This is a genomic window from Arthrobacter sp. NPDC093125, from assembly GCF_044754225.1.
Lineage (GTDB): Bacteria > Actinomycetota > Actinomycetes > Actinomycetales > Micrococcaceae > Arthrobacter.
In genome coordinates, this window is record NZ_JBIVOQ010000001.1 from 57,645 (window position 1) to 81,836 (window position 24,192).

General features: G+C 66.2%; 21 protein-coding genes, 2 tRNA genes, 2 pseudogenes and 1 riboswitch. Of the genes and pseudogenes, 11 read left to right on the plus strand and 14 right to left on the minus strand.

From position 1 onward, the window contains the following. Window positions 1–151: 151 nt before the first annotated feature. Window positions 152–1,657: an MFS transporter gene (locus ACIP9X_RS00270; RefSeq protein ID WP_400477722.1), complete on the plus strand. Its 1,506-nt coding sequence runs from the start codon at window positions 152–154 to the stop codon at window positions 1,655–1,657. On the opposite strand, the gene ACIP9X_RS00275 is transcribed toward ACIP9X_RS00270, so the two are convergent. Further along, window positions 1,602–3,806, minus strand: coding sequence for a RecQ family ATP-dependent DNA helicase (locus tag ACIP9X_RS00275; RefSeq protein ID WP_400477723.1), 2,205 nt, complete (start codon window positions 3,804–3,806; stop codon window positions 1,602–1,604). The two genes, ACIP9X_RS00270 and ACIP9X_RS00275, sit on opposite strands and share 56 nt — an antisense overlap. Window positions 3,807–3,976: 170 nt before the next feature. On the opposite strand from ACIP9X_RS00275, the gene ACIP9X_RS00280 reads away from it, so the two are divergent. From ACIP9X_RS00280 to ACIP9X_RS00290, 3 genes are read left to right on the plus strand one after another with little or no spacing between them, the layout of a single operon-like run. Further along, entirely contained in the window at window positions 3,977–5,395 is a 1,419-nt protein-coding gene (locus ACIP9X_RS00280; RefSeq protein ID WP_400477724.1) for a phosphomannomutase/phosphoglucomutase, read from the plus strand. A 19-nt stretch (window positions 5,396–5,414) separates the two neighbouring features. Next, a complete protein-coding gene (locus ACIP9X_RS00285) occupies window positions 5,415–5,894 on the plus strand; it encodes a hypothetical protein (protein WP_400478509.1) in 480 nt (159 codons plus the stop codon). 60 nt (window positions 5,895–5,954) lie between these two features. Next, the gene (locus tag ACIP9X_RS00290; RefSeq protein WP_400477725.1) at window positions 5,955–6,404 is read left to right on the plus strand and encodes an RrF2 family transcriptional regulator; all 450 of its coding nucleotides are present in this window, start codon (window positions 5,955–5,957) and stop codon (window positions 6,402–6,404) included. Window positions 6,405–6,602: 198 nt separating this feature from the next. Here ACIP9X_RS00290 and ACIP9X_RS00295 read toward each other — a convergent pair whose 3' ends face one another. After that, window positions 6,603–8,429, minus strand: a complete 1,827-nt coding sequence (locus ACIP9X_RS00295; RefSeq protein WP_400477726.1) for a phosphoenolpyruvate carboxykinase (GTP) — start codon at window positions 8,427–8,429, stop codon at window positions 6,603–6,605. A 276-nt stretch (window positions 8,430–8,705) separates the two neighbouring features. Here ACIP9X_RS00295 and ACIP9X_RS00300 point away from each other — a divergent pair. After that, a tRNA-Arg gene (locus ACIP9X_RS00300) sits at window positions 8,706–8,779 on the plus strand. A gap of 87 nt (window positions 8,780–8,866) precedes the next feature. Here ACIP9X_RS00300 and ACIP9X_RS00305 read toward each other — a convergent pair. Continuing rightward, window positions 8,867–9,595: a FadR/GntR family transcriptional regulator gene (locus ACIP9X_RS00305; protein ID WP_400477727.1), complete on the minus strand. Its 729-nt coding sequence runs from the start codon at window positions 9,593–9,595 to the stop codon at window positions 8,867–8,869. 165 nt (window positions 9,596–9,760) lie between these two features. On the opposite strand from ACIP9X_RS00305, the gene ACIP9X_RS00310 reads away from it, so the two are divergent. Then, complete coding sequence (locus ACIP9X_RS00310) at window positions 9,761–11,221, plus strand: dihydrolipoyl dehydrogenase family protein (protein ID WP_400477728.1); 1,461 nt, start codon at window positions 9,761–9,763, stop codon at window positions 11,219–11,221. Between the two features lie 577 nt (window positions 11,222–11,798). On the opposite strand, the gene ACIP9X_RS00315 is transcribed toward ACIP9X_RS00310, so the two are convergent. The 4 genes from ACIP9X_RS00315 to ACIP9X_RS00330 all read right to left on the minus strand — a co-directional run bounded on the left by ACIP9X_RS00315 (window position 11,799) and on the right by ACIP9X_RS00330 (window position 15,035). Further along, complete coding sequence (locus tag ACIP9X_RS00315; protein ID WP_400477729.1) at window positions 11,799–11,957, minus strand: hypothetical protein; 159 nt, start codon at window positions 11,955–11,957, stop codon at window positions 11,799–11,801. A gap of 25 nt (window positions 11,958–11,982) precedes the next feature. After that, window positions 11,983–13,410 carry a D-alanyl-D-alanine carboxypeptidase family protein gene (locus ACIP9X_RS00320; protein ID WP_400477730.1) on the minus strand — a complete coding sequence of 476 codons (1,428 nt, stop codon included), beginning with the start codon at window positions 13,408–13,410 and terminating at the stop codon, window positions 11,983–11,985. A gap of 52 nt (window positions 13,411–13,462) precedes the next feature. Next, a complete protein-coding gene (locus ACIP9X_RS00325; RefSeq protein ID WP_400477731.1) occupies window positions 13,463–13,990 on the minus strand; it encodes a SixA phosphatase family protein in 528 nt (175 codons plus the stop codon). Window positions 13,991–14,156: 166 nt separating this feature from the next. Next, complete coding sequence (locus ACIP9X_RS00330; RefSeq protein ID WP_400477732.1) at window positions 14,157–15,035, minus strand: winged helix-turn-helix domain-containing protein; 879 nt, start codon at window positions 15,033–15,035, stop codon at window positions 14,157–14,159. Window positions 15,036–15,707: 672 nt separating this feature from the next. On the opposite strand from ACIP9X_RS00330, the pseudogene ACIP9X_RS00335 reads away from it, so the two are divergent. The 3 genes and pseudogenes from ACIP9X_RS00335 (at window position 15,708) to ACIP9X_RS00345 (ending at window position 17,862) form a co-directional block, all read left to right on the plus strand. Continuing rightward, window positions 15,708–16,305, plus strand: a pseudogene (locus ACIP9X_RS00335) (response regulator transcription factor). Then, window positions 16,245–16,735: pseudogene (locus ACIP9X_RS00340) on the plus strand (sensor histidine kinase); the annotation flags it as partial. The pseudogenes ACIP9X_RS00335 and ACIP9X_RS00340, both read left to right, overlap by 61 nt. 94 nt (window positions 16,736–16,829) lie before the next feature. Then, a riboswitch (cyclic di-AMP (ydaO/yuaA leader) is annotated at window positions 16,830–16,996 on the plus strand. 5 nt (window positions 16,997–17,001) lie between these two features. Beyond that, window positions 17,002–17,862, plus strand: coding sequence for a hypothetical protein (locus tag ACIP9X_RS00345; RefSeq protein ID WP_400477733.1), 861 nt, complete (start codon window positions 17,002–17,004; stop codon window positions 17,860–17,862). Between the two features lie 160 nt (window positions 17,863–18,022). On the opposite strand, the gene ACIP9X_RS00350 is transcribed toward ACIP9X_RS00345, so the two are convergent. The 4 genes from ACIP9X_RS00350 to ACIP9X_RS00365 form a co-directional block, all read right to left on the minus strand. Continuing rightward, entirely contained in the window at window positions 18,023–18,703 is a 681-nt protein-coding gene (locus tag ACIP9X_RS00350; protein ID WP_400477734.1) for an HAD-IA family hydrolase, read from the minus strand. A 45-nt stretch (window positions 18,704–18,748) separates the two neighbouring features. Beyond that, a complete protein-coding gene (locus tag ACIP9X_RS00355; RefSeq protein ID WP_400477735.1) occupies window positions 18,749–19,126 on the minus strand; it encodes a VOC family protein in 378 nt (125 codons plus the stop codon). Window positions 19,127–19,207: 81 nt separating this feature from the next. Continuing rightward, window positions 19,208–19,843, minus strand: coding sequence for a uracil phosphoribosyltransferase (upp, locus tag ACIP9X_RS00360; RefSeq protein ID WP_400477736.1), 636 nt, complete (start codon window positions 19,841–19,843; stop codon window positions 19,208–19,210). Between the two features lie 12 nt (window positions 19,844–19,855). Then, on the minus strand, window positions 19,856–20,785 hold the full coding sequence (locus tag ACIP9X_RS00365; RefSeq protein WP_400477737.1) for a phosphatase PAP2 family protein: 930 nt from the start codon (window positions 20,783–20,785) through the stop codon (window positions 19,856–19,858). A 59-nt stretch (window positions 20,786–20,844) separates the two neighbouring features. On the opposite strand from ACIP9X_RS00365, the gene ACIP9X_RS00370 reads away from it, so the two are divergent. Then, window positions 20,845–21,393 carry a nucleoside deaminase gene (locus ACIP9X_RS00370; RefSeq protein ID WP_400477738.1) on the plus strand — a complete coding sequence of 183 codons (549 nt, stop codon included), beginning with the start codon at window positions 20,845–20,847 and terminating at the stop codon, window positions 21,391–21,393. Between the two features lie 43 nt (window positions 21,394–21,436). Here the strand turns inward: ACIP9X_RS00370 and ACIP9X_RS00375 are convergent, their stop codons facing one another. From ACIP9X_RS00375 to ACIP9X_RS00385, 3 genes are read right to left on the minus strand one after another with little or no spacing between them, the layout of a single operon-like run. After that, entirely contained in the window at window positions 21,437–22,528 is a 1,092-nt protein-coding gene (locus tag ACIP9X_RS00375) for a glycosyltransferase family 4 protein (protein WP_400477739.1), read from the minus strand. Next, window positions 22,528–22,929: a 6-pyruvoyl trahydropterin synthase family protein gene (locus ACIP9X_RS00380; protein ID WP_400477740.1), complete on the minus strand. Its 402-nt coding sequence runs from the start codon at window positions 22,927–22,929 to the stop codon at window positions 22,528–22,530. Before ACIP9X_RS00380 ends, ACIP9X_RS00375 begins: the two co-directional genes overlap by 1 nt. Before the next feature lie 3 nt (window positions 22,930–22,932). Next, window positions 22,933–23,940 (minus strand): zinc-binding alcohol dehydrogenase, encoded by a 1,008-nt coding sequence (locus tag ACIP9X_RS00385; protein WP_400477741.1) that lies wholly within the window; start codon window positions 23,938–23,940, stop codon window positions 22,933–22,935. 148 nt (window positions 23,941–24,088) lie between these two features. Here ACIP9X_RS00385 and ACIP9X_RS00390 point away from each other — a divergent pair. Continuing rightward, window positions 24,089–24,178, plus strand: a tRNA-Ser gene (locus ACIP9X_RS00390). Window positions 24,179–24,192: the final 14 nt, after the last annotated feature.

The following is a 24,192-nucleotide window of genomic DNA, read 5'->3' on the forward strand; positions in this document are numbered from 1 at the left end:
CTGCGGGGCTTGGACACGCGCCCTTGCTGCTTTTGGTCCCGCTCCCGTCCGGCTGGTCGGTCTTTGTCCGTTTCTCACTGGTCCGGTTCGTGTTGGTCCGGGTTGCGGACGCAGAAGGCAGGCATCACTCCCCCAGTGGCAGGATGTTGGGATGACTGGCAATGACCTGGCGCAGGGGCCCATGAGCGGCGGAGCCGCCGTCCGTCCCTGGAACCCGCGGCTGGCCTTGCTCGTGGCGGCGACGTTCTTCATGGAGTTCCTGGACGGAACGGTGCTGGTCACCGCCATTCCGAGCATCGCCGGCGACTTCGGTGTGGCCGCTGCCAGCGTGAACATCACCATGACGGCCTACCTGATGACCGTGGCAATGGGCATCCCGCTGAGCGGTTGGCTGGCCGAGCGGCTGGGAGCGCGGCGCATCTTCTGTCTGGCCATTGCGCTCTTTACCGTTGCCTCCCTGCTCTGTGCTTTGAGCCAGGACCTGACCACGCTGACCCTCAGCCGCATTCTGCAGGGCGCGGGCGGCGCCATGATGGTCCCCGTGGGTACGCTCGTGGTACTCCGCGGGACCCCCAAGTCTGAACTGCTGCGCGCCACGGCCTATCTCGTGTGGCCCGGACTGCTGGCCCCGGTGCTGGCGCCGCTGGTGGGAGGGGCGCTGACGACGTACCTGTCCTGGCACTGGATCTTCCTGGTCAATCTGCCGCTGGGCGTCGCCGCGTTCCTGGCAGCTCTTCGCCTGGTGCCGGGAGTTGCGGGCGACCGGGAACGCCGGCTCGACTGGCTTGGGCTGATTCTGACCACGGCCGGCGTCGGTTCCCTCGTTGCCGGCCTGGAGTTGGCCAGCGCCCACCCGGACGGGCCTTGGACTCTGCTGAGCCTTGTGGCGGGGGCGGCCGCCCTGACCGCAGCTGTGCTGTGGATGCGCAAGGCAGCCAATCCCTTGTTCGACCTGACGGTGTTTTCCACGCGCACGTTCCGGGCAACGAATACCGGCGGCTTCATCTACCGGCTCACCATCAGCGCCGTACCCTTCCTCCTGCCTCTGATGTTCCAAGAGGGCTTCGGGTGGAGCCCCCTCCATGCCGGCATCATGGTGGCAGCCGTGTTCGTCGGGAACATCGGCATCAAACCGGCCACCACGCCGCTGATCCGCCGCTTTGGATTCAAGCCCGTCCTCGTTTTTGCGTCCCTCGCGTCAGCGGTGACGTTCGCGCTTTGCGCCCTACTCACTCCCGGAACACCCGAACCGCTGATCTTCGGGCTGCTCGTCTGCAGCGGCGCCTTCCGGTCGATCGGGTTCTCCGCCTACGCCTCCGTTCAGTACGCGGACATCGTGCCCGGCCAGCTGACCTCGGCCAACGCCGTTTCAGCCACCCTTGTCCAGCTCGCCACGGGGGCAGGCATCGCGGTGGGAGCGCTTCTTCTCCGTGTCTTCGATGCCGCTCCCCTGTTCACGAGCGGCTGGGACGCAGTGCTCGGCACCGCGGCGGGCGGAGAGGGCGTCGCAGCCTACCGGGGCGCCTTCCTGGCCATCGCCCTGCTGATGCTCCTCAGCACGGCAGACAGCCTGATGCTGCACCGCCATGCCGGGGCTGAAGTCAGCCGGCCTGCGCGAGCACCAGCGGCAGAACCGCCCCGGCGCCGGCCCGTCTAAGCGCACGGCCGGCAACGGTCACGGTCCAGCGGCTGTCCACGAGGTCGTCGATCAGCAGCACGCTCTGGCCGCCAATTCCTGCCAGGGCCGACTCCAGCGCCGGGCCGGCCACCAGCCGCTCCCACACCCCGGCGAGCCGGTACGCGCTGTTGCCGCCGCGGCTGCCCGTCGGCCCGCCGTGCTCCAGGTCGAGCCGACCCAGGTAGGGAATGCGCCCAATTTCAGAGATTCCGCGCGCCAATGATTCCACCAGAACAGGTTTTCCGCGCGACGGCAGGCTGACGATGGCGGCCGGACGGCCGGCGCCGCTCCAGCCAGCCGTCCGGGAATCGCCGGCACCCCATTCGCGCAGCACCTGGACGCACGCCTGCAGCATGCCGGGATCCAGTTCCCGGTCCGGGGCGCCCGCGGCAAAGAGTTCCCGGAGAGCCCCTCCCCACCCCAGATCAGTCATTCGGGCCAGGGCGCGGCCTTCGGCAAGGCTCTCGTCCGGCTTGATCTTTCCCTTCACCGGAACCCCTAGCCGGTCCATTCCGCTGGGCCACTGAAGACGGGGTTCAAGCACGACGCCGGCGCGGCTCAGGGTCTGGCCGGCCGCCTCCGTTGCCGAGGAAGAGATCTCGGCCGGGAACCACCGGCCCGCGCAGTTATCGCACCGCCCGCACGCCGACGCGGTTTCGTCGTCGAGCACCGACGTGATGTACTCCATGCGGCACCCTGCGGTGTCCTGGTAGATGACCATGGAATCCTGCTCGTCCACCCTGGCTTCAGCGATCCTGCGGTACCGCTCTGCGTCGTAGGTCCAGGGCTGTCCGGTAGACCGCCAACCGCCGCCCACACGCTCAACGGCGCCGTAGACGGCCAGCACCTTCAGCAACAGTTCCAGCGGCGTCCTCCGCAGGTCAACGCGGGCTTCCAGGGCAACCGTGGAGACGGCCGTTCCGGCTTCGGCCAGCGCCGTCAGCACCGCGGAGGCCTTCTCCTCCGAAGGCATGGAGGCAGTGGCGAAATACTGCCAGATATCCCTGTCCTCGGACCCGGGAAGCAGCAGGACGTCGGCGTTGGCAGCGCCACGGCCGGCACGGCCCACCTGCTGGTAATACGCCACCGGCGAGGACGGGGCGCCGAGGTGGACGACGAAGCCGAGGTCCGGCTTGTCAAAGCCCATGCCCAGCGCGGACGTGGCCACGAGCGCCTTGACTTCGTTGTCCTTCAGGAGCTGCTCCGCCCGTTCACGGTCGGCGGGATCGGTGCGGCCGGTGTAGGCCAGCACCTGGTGCCCGGCCTCCGCCAACAGCCGGGCAGTGTCCTCGGCCGCCGATACAGTCAGGGTGTAGATGATTCCGCTGCCCGGCAGATCCGCCAGATGGGTCAGCAGCCAGCCCAGCCTCTCACGGGAATCCGGCAGCGTGAGCACACCCAGCCGCAGGGACTCCCTCCCCAAGGAACCGCGGATGGTCAGCACGCCATCACCCAGCTGCTCCTCGATGTCGTGAACCACGCGGGAGTTGGCCGTGGCAGTGGTGGCCAGCACGGGAACCGTGTCCGGGAGCTGGGTGATGAGGTCCGCGATCCGCCGGTAATCCGGGCGGAAATCGTGGCCCCAGTCCGAAATGCAGTGGGCCTCGTCAATCACCAGCAGCCCGGTGCGGCGGATCAGTTCCGGAAGCTGGTTCTCACGGAAAGATGGGTTTGTGAGCCGTTCGGGGGAAACGAGCAATACGTCCACCTGGTCCGCCGCGAGCTGCTCCCGCACGTTGTCCCACTCCAGCTGGTTCGCGGAGTTGATGGCCACCGCCCGCACCCCGGCACGGGCCGCGGCCGCAACCTGGTCGCGCATCAGCGCCAGCAACGGGGACACGATCAGCGTGGGGCCCGCCCCGCGACGCCTGAGCAGCAGTGACGCCACGAAGTAGACGGCCGACTTGCCCCAGCCCGTCCGCTGCACAACAAGTGCCCGCCGCCCGCCGTCAACCAGCGCCTCGATCGCTTCGAACTGGCCGTCATGGAACTCAGCGCCCGGGTGGCCGACCAGCTCCCGGAGCACGCCGAGCGCCTCGTCGCGCGACCGCGCGGGGCCACCGGGTGAAGAGGCGGACGGCGTGCCGGTGGCAGAGGCAAGAACTGAGGCGTGCTGGTTATGGGGCATTGATTCAGTATCCCAGCCGCCTCTGACACCCCAAAGCCCGGAGCTCCCCATGTGGATAACGCGGGCCCCCTGCGCCCTGCCGCCGGGAAATTGCAGCGCACCGTCACCACCCGCGCCTTCATGACTTCCCCTCCCCAGGCTTCAGAGAGCTTCAACGTAAGATAAGTCCCGTGACTAGCAACGAGACCAATATTTTTGACCTTTCAGCCTCCTTCAAGGCGTATGACGTCCGCGGCATCGTAGGCGAATCCATCACCGCTGACATCGTCGAAGCCGTGGGGGCCGCATTCGTCGATGTGCTGGAACTGGAAGGCCAGATGGTCCTCGTCGGCGGCGATATGCGCCCCTCCTCCCCCGAATTCAGCAAGGCCTTCGCCAACGGCGCCGCCACCCGCGGGGCAAATGTGCAGCTGCTGGACCTGATCTCCACCGACGAGCTTTACTACGCCTGCGGCGCCCTCAATGCAGCAGGCGCGACGTTCACCGCCAGCCACAACCCGGCCGAGTACAACGGCATCAAGATGGCCAAGGCCGGTGCCGTGCCTATCTCCTCCGAGACAGGGCTCAAGGAGATCCAGGCCCTCGCGGAGCAGTACCTCAACGAACGCTCCATCCCCGCCGCCGCGACCCGCGGTCAGATCGGCGTGCAGGACGTCCTCAAGAGCTACTCCGAATACCTGCGCAAACTCGTGGACCTCTCGGGCTCCCGCCCCCTGAAGGTGGTTGTCGACGCCGGCAACGGCATGGCGGGGCTCACCACTCCCGCTGTCCTTGGCGACGCCCTGCTGCCGAAGCTGCCCCTGGACATCATCCCGCTGTACTTCGAACTGGACGGCTCTTTCCCGAACCACCCGGCCAACCCGCTCGAACCGGAAAACCTGCGTGATTTGCAGGCCGCCGTGATCGAACACGGGGCTGACATCGGCCTGGCGTTCGACGGCGATGCAGACCGCTGCTTTGTCATTGACGAGCGGGGCGAGACGGTATCGCCGTCGGCCATCACCGGAATGGTGGCCCGCCGCGAGATCGCCCGCGCTAAAGCCCAGGGTGAGGAAACGCCCACCATCATCCACAACCTGCTGACCTCCCGCGCAGTGCCCGAGCTCGTTGCCGCGTCGGGCGGCCGCGCGGTCCGCACCCGGGTTGGGCACTCGTTCATCAAGGCAGTCATGGCCAAAGAGGGTGCCGTCTTCGGCGGGGAACACTCCGCCCACTTCTACTTCCGCGACTTCTGGAACGCAGACACGGGCATGCTGGCAGCGATGCACGTGCTGGCTGCCCTGGGCGAGCAGGATGGCCCGCTGTCCGAACTCGGCCGCGAATACGAGCCGTACGTCTCCTCCGGGGAAATTAACTCCGAGATCGAGGACAAGGCCGGCGCCGTCGAGCGCGTCCGCGCCGATTTCGCCGGCGAAGACATCACGGTCGACCATCTGGACGGCAGCACCTTCACCGCCAATGACGGCAGCTACTGGTTCAACCTCCGCCCCTCCAACACGGAGCCTTACCTGCGGCTGAATGCAGAAGCCACTGACCAGGCGACCATGCAGCGGGTCCGCGACCGCGTGCTGGCCCTCGTCCGCAGCTAGGCCCGACATGACAGAAGGAATGGCAGACGCCGCGGCAAAAGCAGCTCCGCAGTCAGAACCGTCCTGGCGGGACTCCGTTCCGGAGGCAACGGCCGCCGACCTGGAAAACCTGCTCGGTACCGGGATGGGGGCAGCCCGGGAGCAGCTTGAGCGAAACGGCGGTTTCCTTCCCTTCGCCCTCGTGGTGGAAAACGACGGCGAGGTCCGCCTCCTGACGGTCTCGCCGGCGGATGACGGTGACGAGTTCGACGCTGACAGCATGATCCACGACATCACGGAGCTGCTGCGCCAGAAGCGCGAGGAGTTCCGTGCTGCCGCGATCGTTTGCGACATCACCCTGACCGAGGAAAACTCCGACGCCATCCACGTGGCGGCGGAGCACTGCAGCGGCGCGGTTTTCGCCGCTGTGCTGCCGTACGCCCCCAACCGGGAAAACGGCGAGTGGGAATTCGGCGACCTCGCCGCGGACGCCAACGAACCCGTCGTCTGGGTGGACTAGGCCGGCCATGCCGCCGTCAACCGCACGGTGTGACTTGCGCTGGGTCATTAGGCTTGAGCCATGAAAATCAACGCCTTCGCCGACGTCAGTCTGCGCGCCCTCATGGTGCTCGCGGCCGCGCCGGAGGCCGGTCTGCTGACCACCCAGAGCGTGGCTGACGCCGTCGGCACTCCCTACAACCACGTCAGCAAGGCCATGGCCAAACTGCGGGTCTTGGGACTGATCGACGTCGAGCGGGGGCGCAACGGAGGATCGCGCCTCAGTGCAGCCGGGCGCCGCGTTACCGTGGGGCAGGTACTAAGGCAGCTCAATACCCGGGAGGACGCCGCGGAGTGCGTCGGGCCGGCAGGCAACTGCCCGCTCATCAATGAATGCCGGCTCCGGGGCGCCCTCGCCCGCGCCCGTGAGGCCTTCTACCAGGAACTCGACGGCGTGGTGGTGTCCGGACTTCCGAGTTCGCGCCAGATGGCGCCCGTCTTCGAGGCGATCGGGCTGCGCCCCCGCCTCTGAGGTCCGCCTTCATTTGCCTTCAATCAGCGCGAACGGTCACTTAAGCCCCGGGGCTTAAGTGTCCGTTCGCGCTTCGCTTACACTCAACGCTTCGCGTCACGCTTTGCGGGAAAAAGCGGACGACGGCGGCCCCGCACCTTTGGTTGCAAAGGTTGCGGGGCCGCCGTCGTACTTGCTTTGGTTGTTGAAGACCTTGGTCTAGGCCAGGCGGGTCTTCAGGCCCTCAAGTTCCTGGCGGAGGGCTTCCGGCAGCGAGCTGCCGAAGTTGGCGAACCATTCCTCGATGGAGGCCAGCTCAGTTTGCCATTCAGCCGGATCCACGTGGACGGCTTCTTCGACCTGCTCCGGAGTCATGTCCAGTCCGGCGAGGTCAATGGAGTCACCGGTCGGCACGAAACCGATGGGGGTCTCGACCGCGTCGGCCTTGCCTTCGAGACGCTCGATGGCCCACTTGAGCACACGTGCGTTGTCGCCAAAGCCGGGCCAGGCGAAGCCGCCGTCGGCGGTGCGGCGGAACCAGTTGACCAGGAAGATCTTCGGCAGGCGGGCCGGGTTTGCCTTCGCGGACAGGTTGACCCAGTGGTTCAGGTAGTCGCCGGCGTCGTAGCCGATGAACGGCAGCATGGCCATCGGGTCGCGGCGAACGACGCCCACGGCACCGGCTGCAGCAGCAGTGGTTTCCGAGGACAGCGTGGCGCCCATGAAGATGCCGTTCGACCAGTCGCGGGCCTGGGTGACCAGGGGGATGGTGGTCTTGCGGCGGCCGCCGAAGAGAATGGCGGAGAGCTCCACGCCGTTGGGGCTGTGGTATTCCTCGGCGAGCATGTCGATCTGGTCGATCGGCGTGCAGAAGCGGGAGTTCGGATGGGCCGCGGGCTTGCCGGCCTCCGGCGTCCAGGAGTTGCCCTGCCAGTCGGTGAGGTGGGCGGGTACTTCGTCGGTCATGCCTTCCCACCACACGCCGCCGTCGTCCGTCAGCGCAACGTTGGTGAAGATGCTGTTGCCCTTGGCAATGGCACGCATGGCGTTCGGGTTGGTGCCCCAGCCGGTGCCGGGAGCGACGCCGAACAGGCCGGCCTCAGGGTTGACGGCGCGGAGCTCGCCCTCCTTGCCGAAGCGCATCCAGGTGATGTCGTCCCCGAGGGTCTCCACCTTCCAGCCTTCGATGGTCGGATCCAGCAGGGCAAGGTTGGTCTTGCCGCAGGCGGAGGGGAAGGCTGCAGAGACGTAGTACGTCTTCTTTTCCGGCGAGGTCAGCTTGAGGATGAGCATGTGCTCGGCAAGCCAGCCCTCGTCGTGGGCCATGACCGAGGCGATGCGCAGCGCGTAGCACTTCTTGCCCAGCAGCGCGTTTCCGCCGTAGCCGGAGCCGAAGGACCAGATGGAGCGCTCCTCCGGGAAGTGCACGATCCATTTGTCCGGGTTGCAGGGCCACGGCACGTCGGCCTGGCCGGCCTCCAGCGGAGCGCCCAGCGAGTGCAGGGCCGGAACGAAGAACGCGTTGGTCTCGGTGATCCGGTTCAGGACGTCCGTGCCGATGCGGGCCATGATGCGCATGGAGGCGACGACGTAGGCGGAGTCTGTGATCTCAACGCCGAACTTGGGGTCCTCGGCATCGAGGTGGCCCATGACGAATGGGATGACGTACATGGTGCGGCCGCGCATGGAGCCGGAGAACAGCCCGCGCAGCTTCTCCTTCATCTCGGCCGGCGCCATCCAGTTGTTGGTGAAGCCTGCGTCGTGTTCCTTTTCGGAGCAGATGAACGTCTGCTCTTCCACGCGAGCCACGTCGGCGGGGTCGGAGAACGCAGCGAAAGAGTTCGGGAACAGCTCCGGGTTCAGCCTCTTCAGCGTGCCGGCAGCAACCAGTTCATCCGTCAGACGGGTGTTTTCTTCCTCAGACCCGTCGACCCAGTGAATCCGGTCCGGCTGGGTCAGCCCAGCGACCTCTTCAACCCACGCCAGCAGTCCGGCATGTGTGGTGGGTGCTTTCTCAAGCAGCGGCAATCGCGCCAGATGGCCCATTTCGGTTCCCTTCTTCGGGTTCGGTGGTGTGAGTAAATGCTATTTGCGGCTGAGTGGTCTAGATGTCCGGTCAGACATCGGACGTCTTCTATTTCTGAGACAAAAACCGCGGAAAACCAAGGGAAACGGTTTGCAATTTTTCTAAATTTGTGACGAAGGTCACGTAGACCGGTCTAGTAGCGGATATTACACGCTCCTCGATTTGGAACTACCGGCCTCCTCGCGTAAAGTTATTCGAGGTTCGGGGCGAGCGAAAAGTTCGCCGGAGTCGAAGATGCGCCCATAGCTCAGCTGGATAGAGCGTCTGTCTACGGAACAGAAGGTCAGGGGTTCGAATCCCTTTGGGCGCACAGAGAGAAGGCCCGCACCGGACGGTGCGGGCCTTCTGCGTTAAGCCTGCATCGCCGTCAGCGCCGCCCGCACCCCGCTTCACTCCCCTACTCCCCCACGGCGTCAGCAATGCGCCGGCGGACCCCCTCGAAGTGCCGGCCCAGCTCTTCAGCAGCCCGGCCCTTGTCCCCGGCAGCGACGGCGATATAGATGTTGCGGTGCAGGGCGGCCAGGGCCGGCAGATCTTCGCTGCCCGGTCCGATCTCCGCATGGATCTTCCGGTAGACCTTCCAGAAGACTTCCAGCAGGTTAAGCAGCAGTTCGTTGTTCAGGGGTGCAAAGAGCCTGCCGTGAAAATCAGAATCGGCCTCCACGAACGACTCGCCCCTGGCTGCAAGGTACTCCATGCGGACCACGGATTCTTCTACCGCAGCGAGCTGGTCGGCGGTCATCACGTCCATCGAACTTCCGATGAGCCCGGACTCCAGCGCATGGCGCACGTCCACAAGCTGCAGCGCCTCGAGCCCGTGGTGCCGCAGCGACAGCCTACCGCGGAAGATGAGCCCGTCGGCAAGCGCCTCGAAGTTGCTCGGCGCGACGAACATGCCGAACCCGTGCCGGACCTCGATGACGCCCAGGGCCTGGAGCACCTTGAGCGATTCCCGCAGCGTGTTCCTCCCCACGCCAAGGGCCACGCACAGCTCATTCTCGGTGGGCAGGGCGTCGCCGACTTCCAGTTCGCGGTCCAGGATCAGTTCCATGATGTCGGACTGGAGGGCCCGGAGACGGGTCTGGGCACTGAACCGGGCAGGCGGAACCATGTTTGCTGGCGGCATTGGCTCTCCTTCGCAGGCTAGATTCCTCACGCTATCGGATGTCCTGTGTCCAGCGACGGGGCAAGCCGCCATTGTTACGGGCGGCATTCAGAACACCGCCACCTCTCGCCTGGACACCGCCGTCCTTGCCGCAATTCACGGGTTTGGCCGGCGTAGGCTGTAGCCATGACGCCACAGGCCGCTGAGCGGGAAATCGATGTCATTGTGATCGGAGCCGGCGCCTCCGGTGAAAACGTCGCCGACCGGGTTGTACAGGGAGGCCTGACGGCGGTGCTGATCGAAGCGGAACTCGTGGGCGGCGAATGCTCGTATTGGGCCTGCATGCCGTCCAAGGCGCTGCTGCGCCCGGGTACCGCACTGCACGCGGCGCAGACAGTGCCGGGCGCAAGCGAAACCATTACCCAAACCCTGGATGCCGCCGCGGTTCTCAAGCGCCGGGACACGTTCGCCGCCAACTGGCAGGACGACAGCCAAGTGGAATGGGTGGACGGCGCAGGCATCGAGCTGATCCGGGGCAGGGCCCGGATTGCTGCCCCGCGGTCCGTCGAAGTAGCCGGACTGGACGGTAATTCCTATGCGCTCAGGGCTCGTCACGCCGTCGTACTTGCCAGTGGTTCCGCGCCGAACACACCGCCGGTCGAGGGCCTCGCCGACATCCCGTTCTGGGGCACACGCGAAGCCACCTCAGCCAGGGAGGTGCCCGGACGCCTTGCCGTCCTGGGCGGCGGCGTTTCCGGAACCGAGCTCGCCCAGGCCTTCGCGCGCCTGGGATCAGCCGTCACGCTCGTGGCCCGCAGCGGTCTGCTGGGCAGCGTGCCGGCAGAAGCAGCCCAGCTGGTGGCTGCGGGGCTCCGGGCTGACGGGGTGGAAATCCACCTCAATACCAAGACTGACAGCGTTCGCCAGAACGACGACGGTTCGCTCACCCTGTCGCTCGACGACGGCAGCACCGTGACGGCGGACAGGCTGCTGGTATCCACTGGGCGGCGGCCGGCGCTGGACGGACTCGGGCTGGAGAACGCCGGACTCACCGCCCGGGAGGGAAAGCCCCTCACACTCAGCACCGACTCAACCGGTCTGATCAGTGCCGCTGCCGGAAGCGACCAGGGCCCGTGGCTATACGCTGTCGGTGACGCGGCGGGCAAAGCCCTGCTCACCCACCTGGGAAAATACGAGGCCAGGGCCACCGGGGCAGCGATCGCCGCACGGGCAAAGGGAGAGCTGCAGGGCGCGCCCGAGCCATGGAGCCGCTATGCCCAGACCGCCGACGAGCATGCCGTTCCCTATGTGGTGTTCACCGACCCCGAGGTGGCGAGTGTCGGGCGCTCCCTCGAGCAGGCGCGGAAGGACGGCTACAACGTCTCGTCTGTGGAACTGCCGATCGCCGTCGCCGGCTCGTCCCTGCACGCGGACAACTACGAAGGCTGGGCACAGCTCGTCATTGACGAGGACAGCAAAGTCCTCCTGGGCGCCACCTTCGCAGGCCCCGACGTCGCGGAGATGCTGCACGCAGCGACCATCGCCGTTGTTGGCCAAGTGCCGCTGGACCGGCTCTGGCATGCAGTCCCCTCCTACCCCACCATCAGCGAGGTGTGGCTGCGGCTGCTGGAGAAATACGGACTCTGACACCGCTGTCACACGGACTGGCACGCAGACTGGTACTCCCACGCCGGCGTGTACGCGCGGCTGAACGCTGTGCAGCCCTTTACCTCAGGGATGATTAGTCCCATGAGCCAAATGGGTAGGAGCGGAAAGACAGCGGTCGGAGCTTTTTTTGCCGCCCTCGGCATGCTGGTGCTGACAGCCATCACGCTCGAGGAAGCCGTGCTGTTCACCTCCATCGGGCTCCTGGCTGTGGGCTATGTGGCTTCGGTGGCGGAAGCATTTGCCCGCCGGCGCCATCTGGCACTGATAGTCGGCGCGGCCGGGACGAGCCTCTTCATCGGATGCGGCATGGCGTTTCTGCGGATGTGGGGGCTGGCGTTCAATGAGAGTCCCTCCGCTCTCGGCGAAGCGGTGTCCACGACAGATTCGGACATCTACTTCTACCTGGCTGTTGCCGCGGGAACACTTACACTGCTGGTGCTGTTTGCTGCCGCGACGTGGCCCGCACGCCGCCGCCCGGCCCGCCCTTCTCCTGTCTCTGGGAGTCAGCGTCGCGGGGCACCGGCTTCTGCAACCCGGTCTTCTGCGGGCCGTACTTCTACAGCTCGGTCTTCTGCGGCGCGGTCTCCTGCCAGGGGGTCTGCTGCAGCAGCACGCCCCGCAGCACAGCAGCGGCCTGCTGCGCGGCAGACAGGAGCGCGGCCTGTTGCTCAGGCTCCGGGCGCCCAAGGGCAGCCTCCGCAGCGGCCTCCTGCACAGCGGCCTCAGCGGGCCCAACGGCCTCAGCGGAAGACGCCGTAGGCGTCCCATCCGTTGCCCACTTGGCGGCTTCCCGTGAACAGGCTCGTGCCGAGGCTGTAGTGGAACAGCCGGCCGTCAGTGGTTTTCGCGGTGAGGCCACGCGTGCCTGTGCCGAGGAAGCCAAACGAGGCGTGGGACTGGGAGATGACGTTCCAGCCGTTACCGACCTTCCGCGATCGCTCGGGCACGAATCGGCCGGCGCCGTCGGACCTGTAGAGCATGAGATCGCCTGTTGCTTTGGTGGCCAGCAGATCCTGCCGGCGGTCATTGTCGAAATCCGCCATGGTCAGCTTCATGCCCTGGAAGCCAAAACCGATGCGCTGGGCGGCACCCAGTGCCCCGCCGGCGGCGTTCGGGTAGTAGAACATTGTGCCGTCGGCGGCGGCTCCCACCACGCCCGGGTAGCGGTGGCCGTTGTGCCACTTGCCCACCGTGATGTTCATGCCCTGCCAGCCGGCGCTTCCCACAACGACGGGGCTGAGGAAACCTCCGGAGCCCCTGCCGCGATAGACCGTCAGCTTGCCGGTGTTCCACTGGGCCACAATGTCGTTGATTCCGTCCGCGTTCCAGTCCGCCACGAAGCCGGACTTAAGGCCGGTCCAGCCGGCGCCGATCTTCACGCGCGTGCCGAAGCCGCCCCGGCCGTTGGCGGGATAATTCCACAGGGCTCCGCTTGAATCGGCGGCGAGCACGTCGGCGCCGCTCTTGATGGTTGGGCGGAGCGAGAAGAATTGCTCCATCGTCGGAATACCGCGGACCTTCATGTCCGTGGCCAGCGCAACCCCTACATAACGGAGGTGCCACGGCTCGTACGTGTATCCCGTGATGTGGGTGTAGCCCTGGGGGTAACGGACAATGAACCCGTAGCGGTGCGCGTTCGCCGCTACCCAGCGGCCGCCCGGCGTGTCCCCGAAGCAAGCAGTCAGGCCGCAGCCTCCGCCCACGTTGCCGACATCCATGGCGAGGCCGGTCTGGTGCTCGCTGTGCCCGGGGCGGGCAGAGATCTGGTCAGCGTAGGCCTGGCCGTAGGTTTGAACGTAGTAGTTGTACAGGTCGCGCTGCGTGGCGTAGGACCGGTAGCCGCTGATTACTTCCAGCGAGTGCCCCGCAGCGCGCGCACCGGTAAACATCTGGTTCGCAGCGGCCGAAACACTTCTCCTGAGCAGGTGGCCGGTGCCGTTCCAATACACCAGATCCGACGGAACGAACTGCAGCGGGTTCAGGGGCCGGGACTTGTTCACCAGGACCCAGGCATGGGTCGGAGTGGTCACCACGCTCGTGGACAGCTGTTCACCGGCGGGGGCAGCCTGGGCAACCGGCGCGCCGGTCAGAAAGAGAGCCAGAACCACGACGGCGGCGGCGAACCCCCGGACGCCTGCCCGCCACCGCATCAAACCAGAATCAAGCATGGCGGGCCCTTCCCCACTAGACAACGCTAGGTTAAGAGTACCCGCGCACCCTCTAGTGTGCCCGGGGCACTTTGAAGTGGGTGATCCGTGCGTCCTGCCCGTCCAGCTCAGCCCAGGATTTGTTGGTCTCAAGGACGGTGAGTCCGCTGGTGGGAAAGCGGGTCGCGGCGTCCATGTAGGCGTCGTGATTCGAGTCCCGCGACGCCAGATGCATGGCCAGGTCCTGGACCCCCGGCATGTGCGAGATCACCATCAGCGTGGTCACGGTGTCCGGCACGTGGTTGATGACGGACAGCATGCGGAGCGCGGAGGCGCCGTAGAGCCCGTCCTCCAGTTTCGGCGTCGGCGCCTTGTCGCCCAGCTCGCTGCACACCCAGGTGCAGGTCTGGCGGGTGCGCAGAGCGCTCGAGCAAAGGATGAAGTCGGGGACGATGTTGTGCTTCAGCAGCCATTTGCCCGCCAACGGGGCCTCGCGGTGGCCGCGCTCTTCCAGCGGCCGGTCGTGGTCAGCCACCCCGCCCGGCCAGTCGGCCTTGGCATGGCGCATAATAACCAGCCGCTTCTTATGGTGAGCACTCATTGACCAAGCCTAACCAACCCAGGCCCAACGAGCCCCACAGCCGCGGAGGTCATTGCTCGTGAGTAGTCACGCACGAATGCGGTCTTTCGTGTAGTGCCGCATCGCCGACTGAGGAACGAAGGAGGTGTCTAAGGCACGGCGAAAGGCCGCATTCGGGCGGAGGGGACTAGATCGAGTATTCCGGAGCGGCCCAGACCACAACTTCGGGGTGCTCGTAGAAGCGGTAACCCTGGCCACGGACAGTCCGGACGGTGTTGGCCAGCCGGCCCAGCTTGGAGCGAAGGCGGCGGATGTGAACGTCGATGGTGCGCTCGTTCGGCACTTCTTCGGCATTGCGCCACAGGCCTTCGAGGAGCTCGTCGCGGCCCACGGTGCGCGTTCCGTTCTCTACAAGGTAGTTCAGCAGTTCGAACTCCTTGAACGTCAGGTTCAGCGATTCGCCGTCGAGGTGCACCTCACGCCGGGCAAGGTCAATCAGGACGCCGGAAGGGCGGGGATCCTGGGCAGGCTGGAGGCGCGTGGTTTCCGGGCGCTGCTGCCTGGTGTTGACGGTGGGGTCACCGAAGGTGGAGCGGACGACGTCGAGCGCCGATCCTGGAGCACTGGCCGGCGCCACTGCGACGGCTGCATAGCTTTCGGCGCCGGTGACGAGCGACTGGGCGTACGCCCGGATCTCCTGGGCGAGCTTGGCAATCGAAGTCCCTGCGGCTGCGGCAGTTTCCTCATCGATGCCCATGTAGAGGACGAAGCCGCGGGCAACGTTGTCGTTCTGCACGGGCCGGACGGCGGCGCCGGATCCGGGTGCAAGGACGGGGGTCGGGGCCGTGAGCGGGGCGGCTTCCTCGGTGGGGACAGCGCGCAGCTGGCCGTAGGAATTGGGGTTGTACCCCTGCGGCGCATAGCCGGGCCCAGGCGCAGGGGCGCTGTTGCCCTGGCTTCCGGGGAACGCCGGGCGGGCACCAAAGCCTTGGCGCAGTCCCTGCGCCTGGCCTGCCTTGTTGGCGTTACGGACGGAGATGTGGACGTATCCAGATGCAACTGACATGAATGCTTACCTCAATGTGAATGGCCGTCATCGCGGCTCGAATGCTTGGTTCCCCGCAATGGGTTCTGGGGAGGGCGCCCGACGCTGGGCTTGGGGGCGAATGCCTATAACTTCAGGGATGGGAAGTCAGGCGTGCATTCGACAACAGCGCATGTCGGCAGCAGCGGGTGTGCTGGTCCAATGGTCTGCGGCTGCAGGTGCTGTTGAGTCCTTGTTCACATTTGAAAGTGTGCAACGTAACAATGAGAACTAGCAAGTAACAAAGGGCGCATTCGTCCGCATCGTGAGACAAAACGCCGGTTTGTGCTTCAAATCACAATTTTGCGCGCCCCTACTTCTCCTTCGATTTTTCCAGACCGAACGTTCAGATAAGCATTTTTGGCGAATTTAACAAAAAGAAGCAGGCTTACAATCGTAGATTCTTCAACCCGAGCCCGGACGCCGAAATTCGGGGGCCATCATTTCACCGTTGTCCAGCTGTGACGCAAACAGAATGAAAAAATTTGGCCGATGCACGGTTACGGCTTTGGGGTCAAACGGCCGGCGCCTACGGCACGTGCCGGAACCTGCGAAAAATCCGGTGCCCGCAGTGCACTGTCACCAGGCTGGGTTCACAGCCGGTTCACAGGAACACCAAGGCGCCGGCTAGTCAGCTGATCGGAGAGTTGTCCTATGGCCCCTTCGCATTCCATGACCAACAACCTCCCCCAACTGAGCCACCCGGACGGCTCGCCGATACGCGCCCTCGTCGTCGACAATGAGCCCAGCCTCTCGGAGCTCATGAGCATGGGGCTGCGGATGGCAGGCTGGTCCGTAGCAGTGGCAGCGGATGGCCCGGAGGCGGTCAAGCTCGCGAAGGAATTCCGTCCGGACGTCCTGGTGCTGGACGTGATGCTTCCCGGTTTTGACGGCGTCGAACTGCTAGGGCCGAACTGGTGGTGGGTGACCTGGTCCTGAACCTGGACACCCGTGAAGTCGCCCGTGCAGGTGATGAGCTCCAGCTCACGGCCACTCAGTTCGAGCTGCTGCGTTACCTCATGGAGAACCCAAGCGCGTGGTGAGCAAAGCGCAGATCCTGGACCGTGTGTGGAACTATGACTTCGGTGGCCAGGCCAACATCGTCGAGCTCTACATCTTGTACCTCCGCAAGAAGGTGGATGCGGTCCACCCGCCCATGATCCACACGGTCCGCGGCGCGGGCTATGTGGCGACGAAAAGGTCGTGGCCACCGACCGCACGCGGCGACTCGAACTCCCCGGTCAACCAGTGACGGTTCGGGGCGACGCGTCACAACTGCACCAGGTTCTCGTCAACCTGCTCTCGAACGCGCGCAAACACACCGGCCCGGGGACCACCGTGGTCACGGGAGTGTCACGGTCGGCCGATGGGAGCGTAACCGTCACTGTTACCGACGACGGCGGAGGCATCCCCCGGAGTTCGTAGACCGGGTTTTCGCGCGCTTCGCCCGCGCAGACGTCTCCCGCGCGGTTCGCCTACTGTCCGGCGAGGGTGCGGCCGGTTCCGGTCCACTGGGGCCAGCGTCAGCCGAGGGAACCAGCGGGCTGGGGCTGTCGATCGTGCAGTCGATTGTCGAAGCCCATGGGGGTTCTGTGGACGTAACATGACGCCCCGGCCGCACCCGGTTCACAGCGTGTCTGCCCGCGAAAATCATCGCACAAGGCGACGCGCCGCACTCGTGATCTCCGTTACCTAAATGTGACTTAAGCGAAAGCCTCCTGTACGGTCGATATGGTGCGGCAACCACTAGGGCCGCATGTCCGGATTGACGCCCAGCTCTGCCGCTTCCCGGATTCCGCTAGACCAGGCAGAGGCGGGGGAACCAGAGTCCCGGGCTTTCCGCATCAGCCCTTGGGGTGAAGCCGGCACGTGAATTTTTTTCCGTGCGGCCGGATGACCTCATCCGAACCCGACAGCTAACTCCGCAGGTGTTGAGAGGCAATCAACCATGTCTGAATTCAAGGCACAGTCGCGCCCTGATAGCGCTTCCCAGCAGTCCAGCCGCAAAATGTCACGCCACCGCGCCGAGTCCGCACGCCCCACGTCCGCCTGGGGCCGGCTCACCGCGAACCTCCCGTCATTCGGCCGCCGCACGGCAGTGCTGGCCACCGCCTGCGCAGTCCTCGTCGGGGTCGGCGCCGCCGGGCAGGCGGCCGAGCAGGCCGCTCCCCAGGCGACCTCCGAGGCGGCTCCCGCCGCAGCCGACGCCGTTGAAACGCTCAGCTTCGACAAGACGCTGATTTCCGCTTTGCCGTCCCCGACGGCGGCCTCGGTTGCACCGCAGTCCGTCACCAAGCCTGCACCCAAGGCCACGCAGAAGGCCGCACCGGCCAAGGCTGCACCGGCCAAGGCTGCACCGGCGAAGGCCGCTCCCAAGCCGGCCGTGAAGGCCGCCCCCGCACCGAAGCCGGCTGCTGCTCCGGCAGCGAAGGTTGTGCCCGCGAAGGTCGCGCCCGTCAAGGCTGCCCCGGCCCGCAAGCCCGCAGCTCCTGTCGCTGTCAACGACCCCGCCGGCGCCCAGGCCTACGCCGCCGCCAAGCTGTCGTCCTACGGCTGGGCCCCGGACCAGATGCAGTGCCTGATGAAGCTCTGGACCAAAGAGTCCGAATGGCGCACCACCGCCACCAACCCCAGCAGCGGCGCCTACGGCATTGTGCAGTCCCTGCCCGCCGAGAAGATGGCGAGCTCCGGGGCCGACTACCGCACCAACTACCGCACCCAGATCAACTGGGGACTGGGCTACATCGAGGAGCGCTACGGTTCTCCCTGCCAGGCACTGAACTTCCACTACGCCAACAACTGGTACTAAACCGCCCACTGGCGGTGTCCACGAGGCCTGCCCGCATTTCTGCACCACTTTGAGTTCCCGAAGGGCCCCGGATCGGCATGATCCGGGGCCCTTTGGCGTCGCTGCACCACGCTGCAGAGGGGAAAGTGGTGCAGAAATGGGGTGAGGTTAGGCGGAGCCCTTAGAGGCTGAGGGAAATGACCCTGCGGCCGTCGCCGTCCGCCTCCACGGACGCCGCGACCGAGGAGTAGTCGGGAATGCGGAGCACGCCGTCGGGCACTTCGCCGGTGTTCGGACCCACGGCTATGGTGCGGATGCCTGCAGCCAGACCGGCCGCAATGCCGGCGGGGGCGTCCTCGAAAATCACGGCGTCCGCAGGTTCCACGCGCAGCAGTTCGGCGGCCCGCAGGTACCCTTCGGGGTGGGGCTTGCCCCGGGCGACAAGCTCTGCGGTGACGGCAGTGCCCGGCATGGCCAGTCCCGCTGCCTCCATCCTGATATCGGCGAGGATGCGGTCCGCGGACGTCACGAGCGCCACAGCGTCGGCAGGCAGGCTCCGCAACAGTTCAGCTGCACCAGGCAGTGCCACGATGCCCTCGGTGCGGACCCGCTCCATCGCGCCGAGCTCGGCGGTCAGTGCTACAACGTCCGCGCCGGTCGGGGCAAAACGCCGCACGGTATCCCCCGCCTGGACCCCGTGGGAAGTCCGGAGGATTTCGGCGATGTCCAGTCCGTAGCGTGCTGCAAATTCGCCCCAGACCTGCTCCACCACAGCAGTGGAATCGACCAGTGTGCCATCCATGTCAAAGAGGACAGCTCGGGCAGTCAGTGTGATCGTGGCGGATTCAGCGGGAAGGCTCATGGGGTCCATCCTGCCTCATCAGCACTGACTTCCGAGTTCGGTGACTTAGCCGTTCGGCCGGTGGGGGATGTACTGCACAGCCCATTTATTGCCGTCGGGGTCGGCGAAGTAGACGAAGTGGCCCCAGTCCTGGATGTCCACGTCACTGACGTCCACGCCGTTGGTTTTGAGCTGGTCGTGGGCGGCGTTGATGTCGCTGACCACCAGCTGGAGACTGGGGGCCGTGCCGGGAGGGGCATCGTTGAGGCCCTCCCCGATGGCGATCGAGCAGCCGGAACCGGGCGGTGTCAGCTGCACGAAGCGGAGTCCGTCCGTGGGTCGCTCGTCATAGTCGGCGTTGAAACCGACCTTGTTGACGTAGAAGTCCTTGGCGCGGTCCACGTCGGATACCGGGACGAAGACGAGTTCAAGTTTCCAGTCCATGCTGCACAGGCTAGCGGGGGCGCCCCCTGCGCGGGAAGACCCCTGCTGGATCCGGAAGATGCCCAGCGGGTGAGACGGGACTTAGTGGGCGATGCCGTACAGGCGGTCGCCGGCGTCACCCAGGCCAGGCACGATGTACGACTTCTCGTTCAGCTTTTCGTCGATGGACGCCAGCACGATGGTGACGTTCGCGTCGGAGAGTTCTTCCTCAAGTTTCGCCAGGCCTTCGGGAGCCGCCAGCAGGCAGATGCACGTCACGTCGGACGCTCCGCGCTTGAAGAGGAACTTGATGGCTTCGCGCAGGGTGCCGCCGGTGGCGAGCATCGGGTCCAGGACGAAGATCTGCCGGCCCGTGAGGTCCTCCGGCAGCCGCTCCGCGTAGGTGATGATGTCGAGGGTTTCCTCATCGCGTGCCATGCCCAGGAAGCCGACCTCGGCGGTGGGAACCAGCTTGGTCATGCCTTCGAGCATGCCCAGGCCCGCTCGGAGGATCGGAACGACCAGCGGGGTGGGCTTCGTGAAGGCGGTCCCCACGGTGGTGGCAACCGGGGTTTCGATGGTGACGGGCTCGGTGCGGACGTCCCGGGTGGCCTCATAGGCGAGGAGTGTTACGAGCTCCTCCGTCAGCTGGCGGAACCCGGGCGAGGACGTGTGCTTATCCCGCAGGACGGTGAGCTTGTGGGCGACCAGGGGATGATCCACGACGAGTGTGCGCATGCGTCAAAGCTATCACCCGGACAACGGCTCTCCGCCCCGGTTTCGGCTGCCCGTGGAACCCCCGCCAGAAGCCCCGCCGGGGGCCCCGCCAGAACCGCCGCCGCGCGGATCCCCTGCGGCACCCGGGCGATTCTGGACGCCGGACTCCTCGGCAGCAGGAACCTCCGCCCCGGAGTCACTGCCTTCCGGCGCTTCCTCAGGGGTGCTGTGTGCAGGATGCTCGAAGGTCGGTGCCGGGCCGGCGTGCTCACGCCGGCGGATCACGTGGAACAGCCGGTGGGCGAGGATGACAATGCCTACCCAGGCCAGTCCCAGCAGCCAGGCCGCCATGACGTCGGTCAGCCAGTGGTGCCCAAGGAACACCCTGCTCAGGCCCATGGCAATGATGAACAGCGTGCCAACGGTGATAACGGCGGCCCTGACCCAGGTTCTGTCCATCTGCAGGCACACCAGGTACACCACAACACCGATTACCACTGTCGTGTTGAGGGTGTGGCCGCTGGGGAACGAGGGCGAGAACTCGAAAGGCGGAACGGCGTCCAGGTGGTCGGGACGTACCCGGCCCATCAGGGTCTTGCCCACGCCTGTTGCGGTGACTGACACCGCCGCCGCGCCGCCAACAAGAATGAGGGGGCGCCAACTGCGGCTGACATAGGTCAGCCAGGCGACGAGGATGCTCGCCAAAATCGGCATGCCGATGCCGCCGCCAATGTTGGTGAACGCTGTAACTGCGGCATCCGTGCCGGGATTTCGGTACTGTTTGGCCAATTCAAGGGCAGGCCGGTCCAGGCCTGAAACCCCGTCCCTTGCCACGACATCCTGGTAGACCTCCGCCCCGAGCAGCGCCAGCGTGATCACCAGGAAGCCGCCCACAATGAGCGTGATCCACAAAGCGGCGTACGGGCCCAGCCACCGGCCAAATCGATCTGTCAGGGATTTCATGATCTCTCCCGGCGAGGTGGTGTCCGAAGCTAAGTACCCTTCGAAACTATCATTGAGCCATGGGCCCGGCAGATCCGCAACACCTCGCATGGATGGAACTTGCGCTCGAAGAAGCCCGGCGGGCACTGGCCTCTGAGGATGTGCCCATCGGCGCCGTCGTCATCGGCCCGGACGGCGCCGTCCTGGCTTCGGGGCGCAATGAGCGGGAGGCGCTGGGGGACCCTACCGCCCATGCCGAAGTAGTGGCCATCCGGGAGGCGGCAGCTAGGCTTCGCGAGCGCTCTAAGCTCCAGGGCGGCCGGGGTGACGGCTGGCGGCTCGAGGACTGCACCCTGGTGGTGACTCTGGAACCCTGCGCCATGTGTGCCGGTGCGATCGTGCTGGCGCGGATTCACCGCGTGGTATTCGGCGCCTGGGATGAAAAGGCGGGAGCTGCCGGATCGGTGTTCGACATCCTCCGCGAGCGCCGGCTCAACCACTGGGTGGAGGTGTACGCGGGCGTACAGGAGGAGGAATGCGGCGCGGTGCTGCGGGAGTTCTTCGCCGCCCACCGCAGGACCGAACCCGCACGCATCCAGGGGGCTGCAGGTGACCCTCACGGGGCGTGAGGGCCGGCCCGTCTAGAGGGCGACTTGACTACCGTGCTTCGCGCTACCGTGCTTCGCGGCTGATGATGTCCAGGACGCCGCGGGCGGTTGCGTCCCAGCCGGGCAGCCGTTCTCTTCCGGCGAGCGCCGCGCGGCGCCACGTCGCCTGCAGTTCAGCTGATGCAAGCCAGTCGCGGAGTACAGCGGCGAGCGGGGCGGGATCTGAATCGAGGACGACGACGGCCCCCGGCAGTGCGGTCTCGTCGCCTCCCACGGCCCCGAGGCTAAGGGCCTCCACCGCGCCGGTGCCGGACCGGACCACCACCGGAAGGCCGTGCGCCAGCGACTCGGTGACGGCCATGCCGAAGGCTTCCACCTTGGAAACAAGCAGGCTGAGGTCGGCAGCATGCCATTCTTTTTCCAGCGCCTGGCCTGTCACTTCCCCTGCCAGCCGTACCCTGTCCTCCAGCCGGAGCTCCTTCCACGCCGCCCGGACAGCCCCGGCGTACTCCGGGTCCGCTTCCCCGGAACCGACGAGGGCGGCCGTCCATGGCAGGTCCTTCACCAGCGCCAGGGCACGCAGGAGCGTCAGCTGATCCTTGTTGGGGAGCAAAGCCGCCACGGAAATCAAGTGGCGGGGATCCGATCCTGCTGCCGGCTCCGCAGGTTCTGTTCCCGGCAGAGCGACATGCACCCGGGTCGCGCCATGGCGCTGGGTGATCTCGGCCGCCACAGAACTGCTGGTGCAAATCACTCCTGCCGCGGCGCGGAGGGACCGGATTTCCAACTCCGGGTGGTCAAGCAGCGGCATGTGGAGCAGGATCCACGGCCGCTGGCCGCCGGCCGCCGCTGCTTCCTCCAGCGCCTCGGGCGCGCCGGAGGCGACGAGCCCGTCCACAATCGTGACCGTTCCGGCGTCGGAAGCTCCGCCGGAATCTGTGCCCGGGCCGGCGGGACCTGGCCCCAGCAGCCCGGCCAGCCGCCGTCGGTCCTCCGTGGCGGCGACCGGCCACTCACCGTCCACCGGCTCGATGGCCACGCTGACTCCCAGCTGCGAGAGGCCACCCATCAGGGCTGCGTTGTAGACGTTGCCGCCGGAGTTGTGCTGGATGTTGCCGGGAACGAGGAGGCGGACGGCTGCAGGCCGGGGTTGCATCAGGACACTTGGGACAGGTCGAGGGCGTAGGTGGCCCAGGCGTCCGGGTTCTCCCGCAGTGTGACGTCCAGGCCGGACAGCTCGCGGCCGTCCTTGTCGGTCCGCAGCTGCTCCGCCACCGCCTCGGCGATGTACTGTGCCAGGACTTCGGTGGTGGTCAGTTTGGCGGCGAAGTCCGGGTGCTCGTCCAAATTGCGGTAGTTGAGCCCGGCGAGCACCTCTTCGAGGATGCCGCCGGCGGCGCCGATGTCCAGGACGATGGCGTCGTCGTTGAGTGCACGACGGCGGAAGGTCACCTCTGCCACGAAGGTCGCCCCGTGCAGGGCCTGGGCCGGCCCGAAAGCCTCCCGGGGAAGGCTGTGGGCGATCATGAAGTGGCGGCGGACGGTCAGGCTGAACACTGGTTACCTCGTGGTTTCTGTTGTTGGGTATTCGATGACGTGGCACAGCGCCGGCAAGGTCCCGTCCGACAGCCGCTGGACGACGTCAGGCAGTTCGTTGAAGGCCGAAGTGCCAGTGAGGAAAGCGTCGTAGACCGGGTCCTTCAGCAGCGCCACGGCGGTTTCGAGGCGGTCGGCGTGGGTGCGGCGGTGGCGCCGTGCCCGTGCCACTTCGCCCACCTGGCTCGCACGGATGGAGAGCCGGCGGGCGTGGAAGTCCTCCCCCAAAGGCAGCGTCACCCTCCGGTCGGCGTACCAGGACATCTCGATGATCTCGCCCTCGTCGCCGACGAGTTTCAGGCTGCGCTCCAGGCCCCCTTCGGACGCCGAGCAGTGGAACACGATGTCGCAGTCAGGGAGGGCGTCATCCGGATGGGCGAAGTCCACGCCGAGGGCATCGGCGAGGTCCTTGCGGGCAGGGTCCACGTCCACGAGCTGCAGCCGCGCCAGCGGGAAAGTGCGCAGCAGCGTGGCCACCATCCCGCCCACCAGGCCCGCGCCGATCACCGCGATCCGGTCACCGAGCCTCGGCCCCGCCTCCCACAGCGCGTTCACGGCTGTTTCAACGGTCCCGGTGAGCACCGCCCGGCGGGGAGGGACGCCGTCGGGGATCCGGGTCAGCGCAGAAACCGGCACAATGTACCGGTCCTGGTGCGGATGCAGGCAAAAGACGGCCTGGCCGGGCCAGTCCCCCGGCCCCTCCTCCACGATTCCCACGGAGAGATAGCCGAACTTCACGGGGGCGGGGAAAGAGCCCACCTGGTACGGGGCACGCATCCGGTCGGCGATACACGACGGAACTGCGGCACGGTGCACCACGAGTTCGGTGCCCTTGCTGATGCCTGAATACAGGGAGCGGACGAGCGCCTCATCAGGGCCGGGGCGCTCGAGCTCCTCGGTGCGGATCTCGCCCTGGTGGGGGCCGGTGGTCCAATACGCGGTGGCTTCTGCATGCTGCTGGGAAGTAGTCATCTTGCTTATGAATCTAGTGCCCGGCCGCCCGCAGACGAAAGAGGATTCACTGCGCGGCCCCTCCTCCCGGGTACGAACGCCCGGTTTCCGCTGATTCGCAGGGGACGTTTTGGGGTTGGGCGCCATGCTCCGGTACCCTATTGAGGTTGGTGACGTGTCCGAGCGGCCGAAGGTGCAACACTCGAAATGTTGTTTGGTGTAAAAGCCAACGTGGGTTCAAATCCCACCGTCACCGCCAATTAGCGAAAGCTC

Coding starts and splice junctions, on each gene's coding strand:
- ACIP9X_RS00270 (WP_400477722.1), top strand. CDS start 152: ATGACTGGCAATGACCTGGCGCAGGGGCCCATGAGCGGCGGAGCCGCC.
- ACIP9X_RS00275 (WP_400477723.1), bottom strand. CDS start 3,806: ATGCCCCATAACCAGCACGCCTCAGTTCTTGCCTCTGCCACCGGCACG.
- ACIP9X_RS00285 (WP_400478509.1), top strand. CDS start 5,415: ATGGCAGACGCCGCGGCAAAAGCAGCTCCGCAGTCAGAACCGTCCTGG.
- ACIP9X_RS00290 (WP_400477725.1), top strand. CDS start 5,955: ATGAAAATCAACGCCTTCGCCGACGTCAGTCTGCGCGCCCTCATGGTG.
- ACIP9X_RS00295 (WP_400477726.1), bottom strand. CDS start 8,429: ATGGGCCATCTGGCGCGATTGCCGCTGCTTGAGAAAGCACCCACCACA.
- ACIP9X_RS00305 (WP_400477727.1), bottom strand. CDS start 9,595: ATGCCGCCAGCAAACATGGTTCCGCCTGCCCGGTTCAGTGCCCAGACC.
- ACIP9X_RS00310 (WP_400477728.1), top strand. CDS start 9,761: ATGACGCCACAGGCCGCTGAGCGGGAAATCGATGTCATTGTGATCGGA.
- ACIP9X_RS00320 (WP_400477730.1), bottom strand. CDS start 13,410: ATGCTTGATTCTGGTTTGATGCGGTGGCGGGCAGGCGTCCGGGGGTTC.
- ACIP9X_RS00325 (WP_400477731.1), bottom strand. CDS start 13,990: ATGAGTGCTCACCATAAGAAGCGGCTGGTTATTATGCGCCATGCCAAG.
- ACIP9X_RS00330 (WP_400477732.1), bottom strand. CDS start 15,035: ATGTCAGTTGCATCTGGATACGTCCACATCTCCGTCCGTAACGCCAAC.
- ACIP9X_RS00345 (WP_400477733.1), top strand. CDS start 17,002: ATGTCTGAATTCAAGGCACAGTCGCGCCCTGATAGCGCTTCCCAGCAG.
- ACIP9X_RS00350 (WP_400477734.1), bottom strand. CDS start 18,703: ATGAGCCTTCCCGCTGAATCCGCCACGATCACACTGACTGCCCGAGCT.
- ACIP9X_RS00355 (WP_400477735.1), bottom strand. CDS start 19,126: ATGGACTGGAAACTTGAACTCGTCTTCGTCCCGGTATCCGACGTGGAC.
- upp (WP_400477736.1), bottom strand. CDS start 19,843: ATGCGCACACTCGTCGTGGATCATCCCCTGGTCGCCCACAAGCTCACC.
- ACIP9X_RS00365 (WP_400477737.1), bottom strand. CDS start 20,785: ATGAAATCCCTGACAGATCGATTTGGCCGGTGGCTGGGCCCGTACGCC.
- ACIP9X_RS00370 (WP_400477738.1), top strand. CDS start 20,845: ATGGGCCCGGCAGATCCGCAACACCTCGCATGGATGGAACTTGCGCTC.
- ACIP9X_RS00375 (WP_400477739.1), bottom strand. CDS start 22,528: ATGCAACCCCGGCCTGCAGCCGTCCGCCTCCTCGTTCCCGGCAACATC.
- ACIP9X_RS00385 (WP_400477741.1), bottom strand. CDS start 23,940: ATGACTACTTCCCAGCAGCATGCAGAAGCCACCGCGTATTGGACCACC.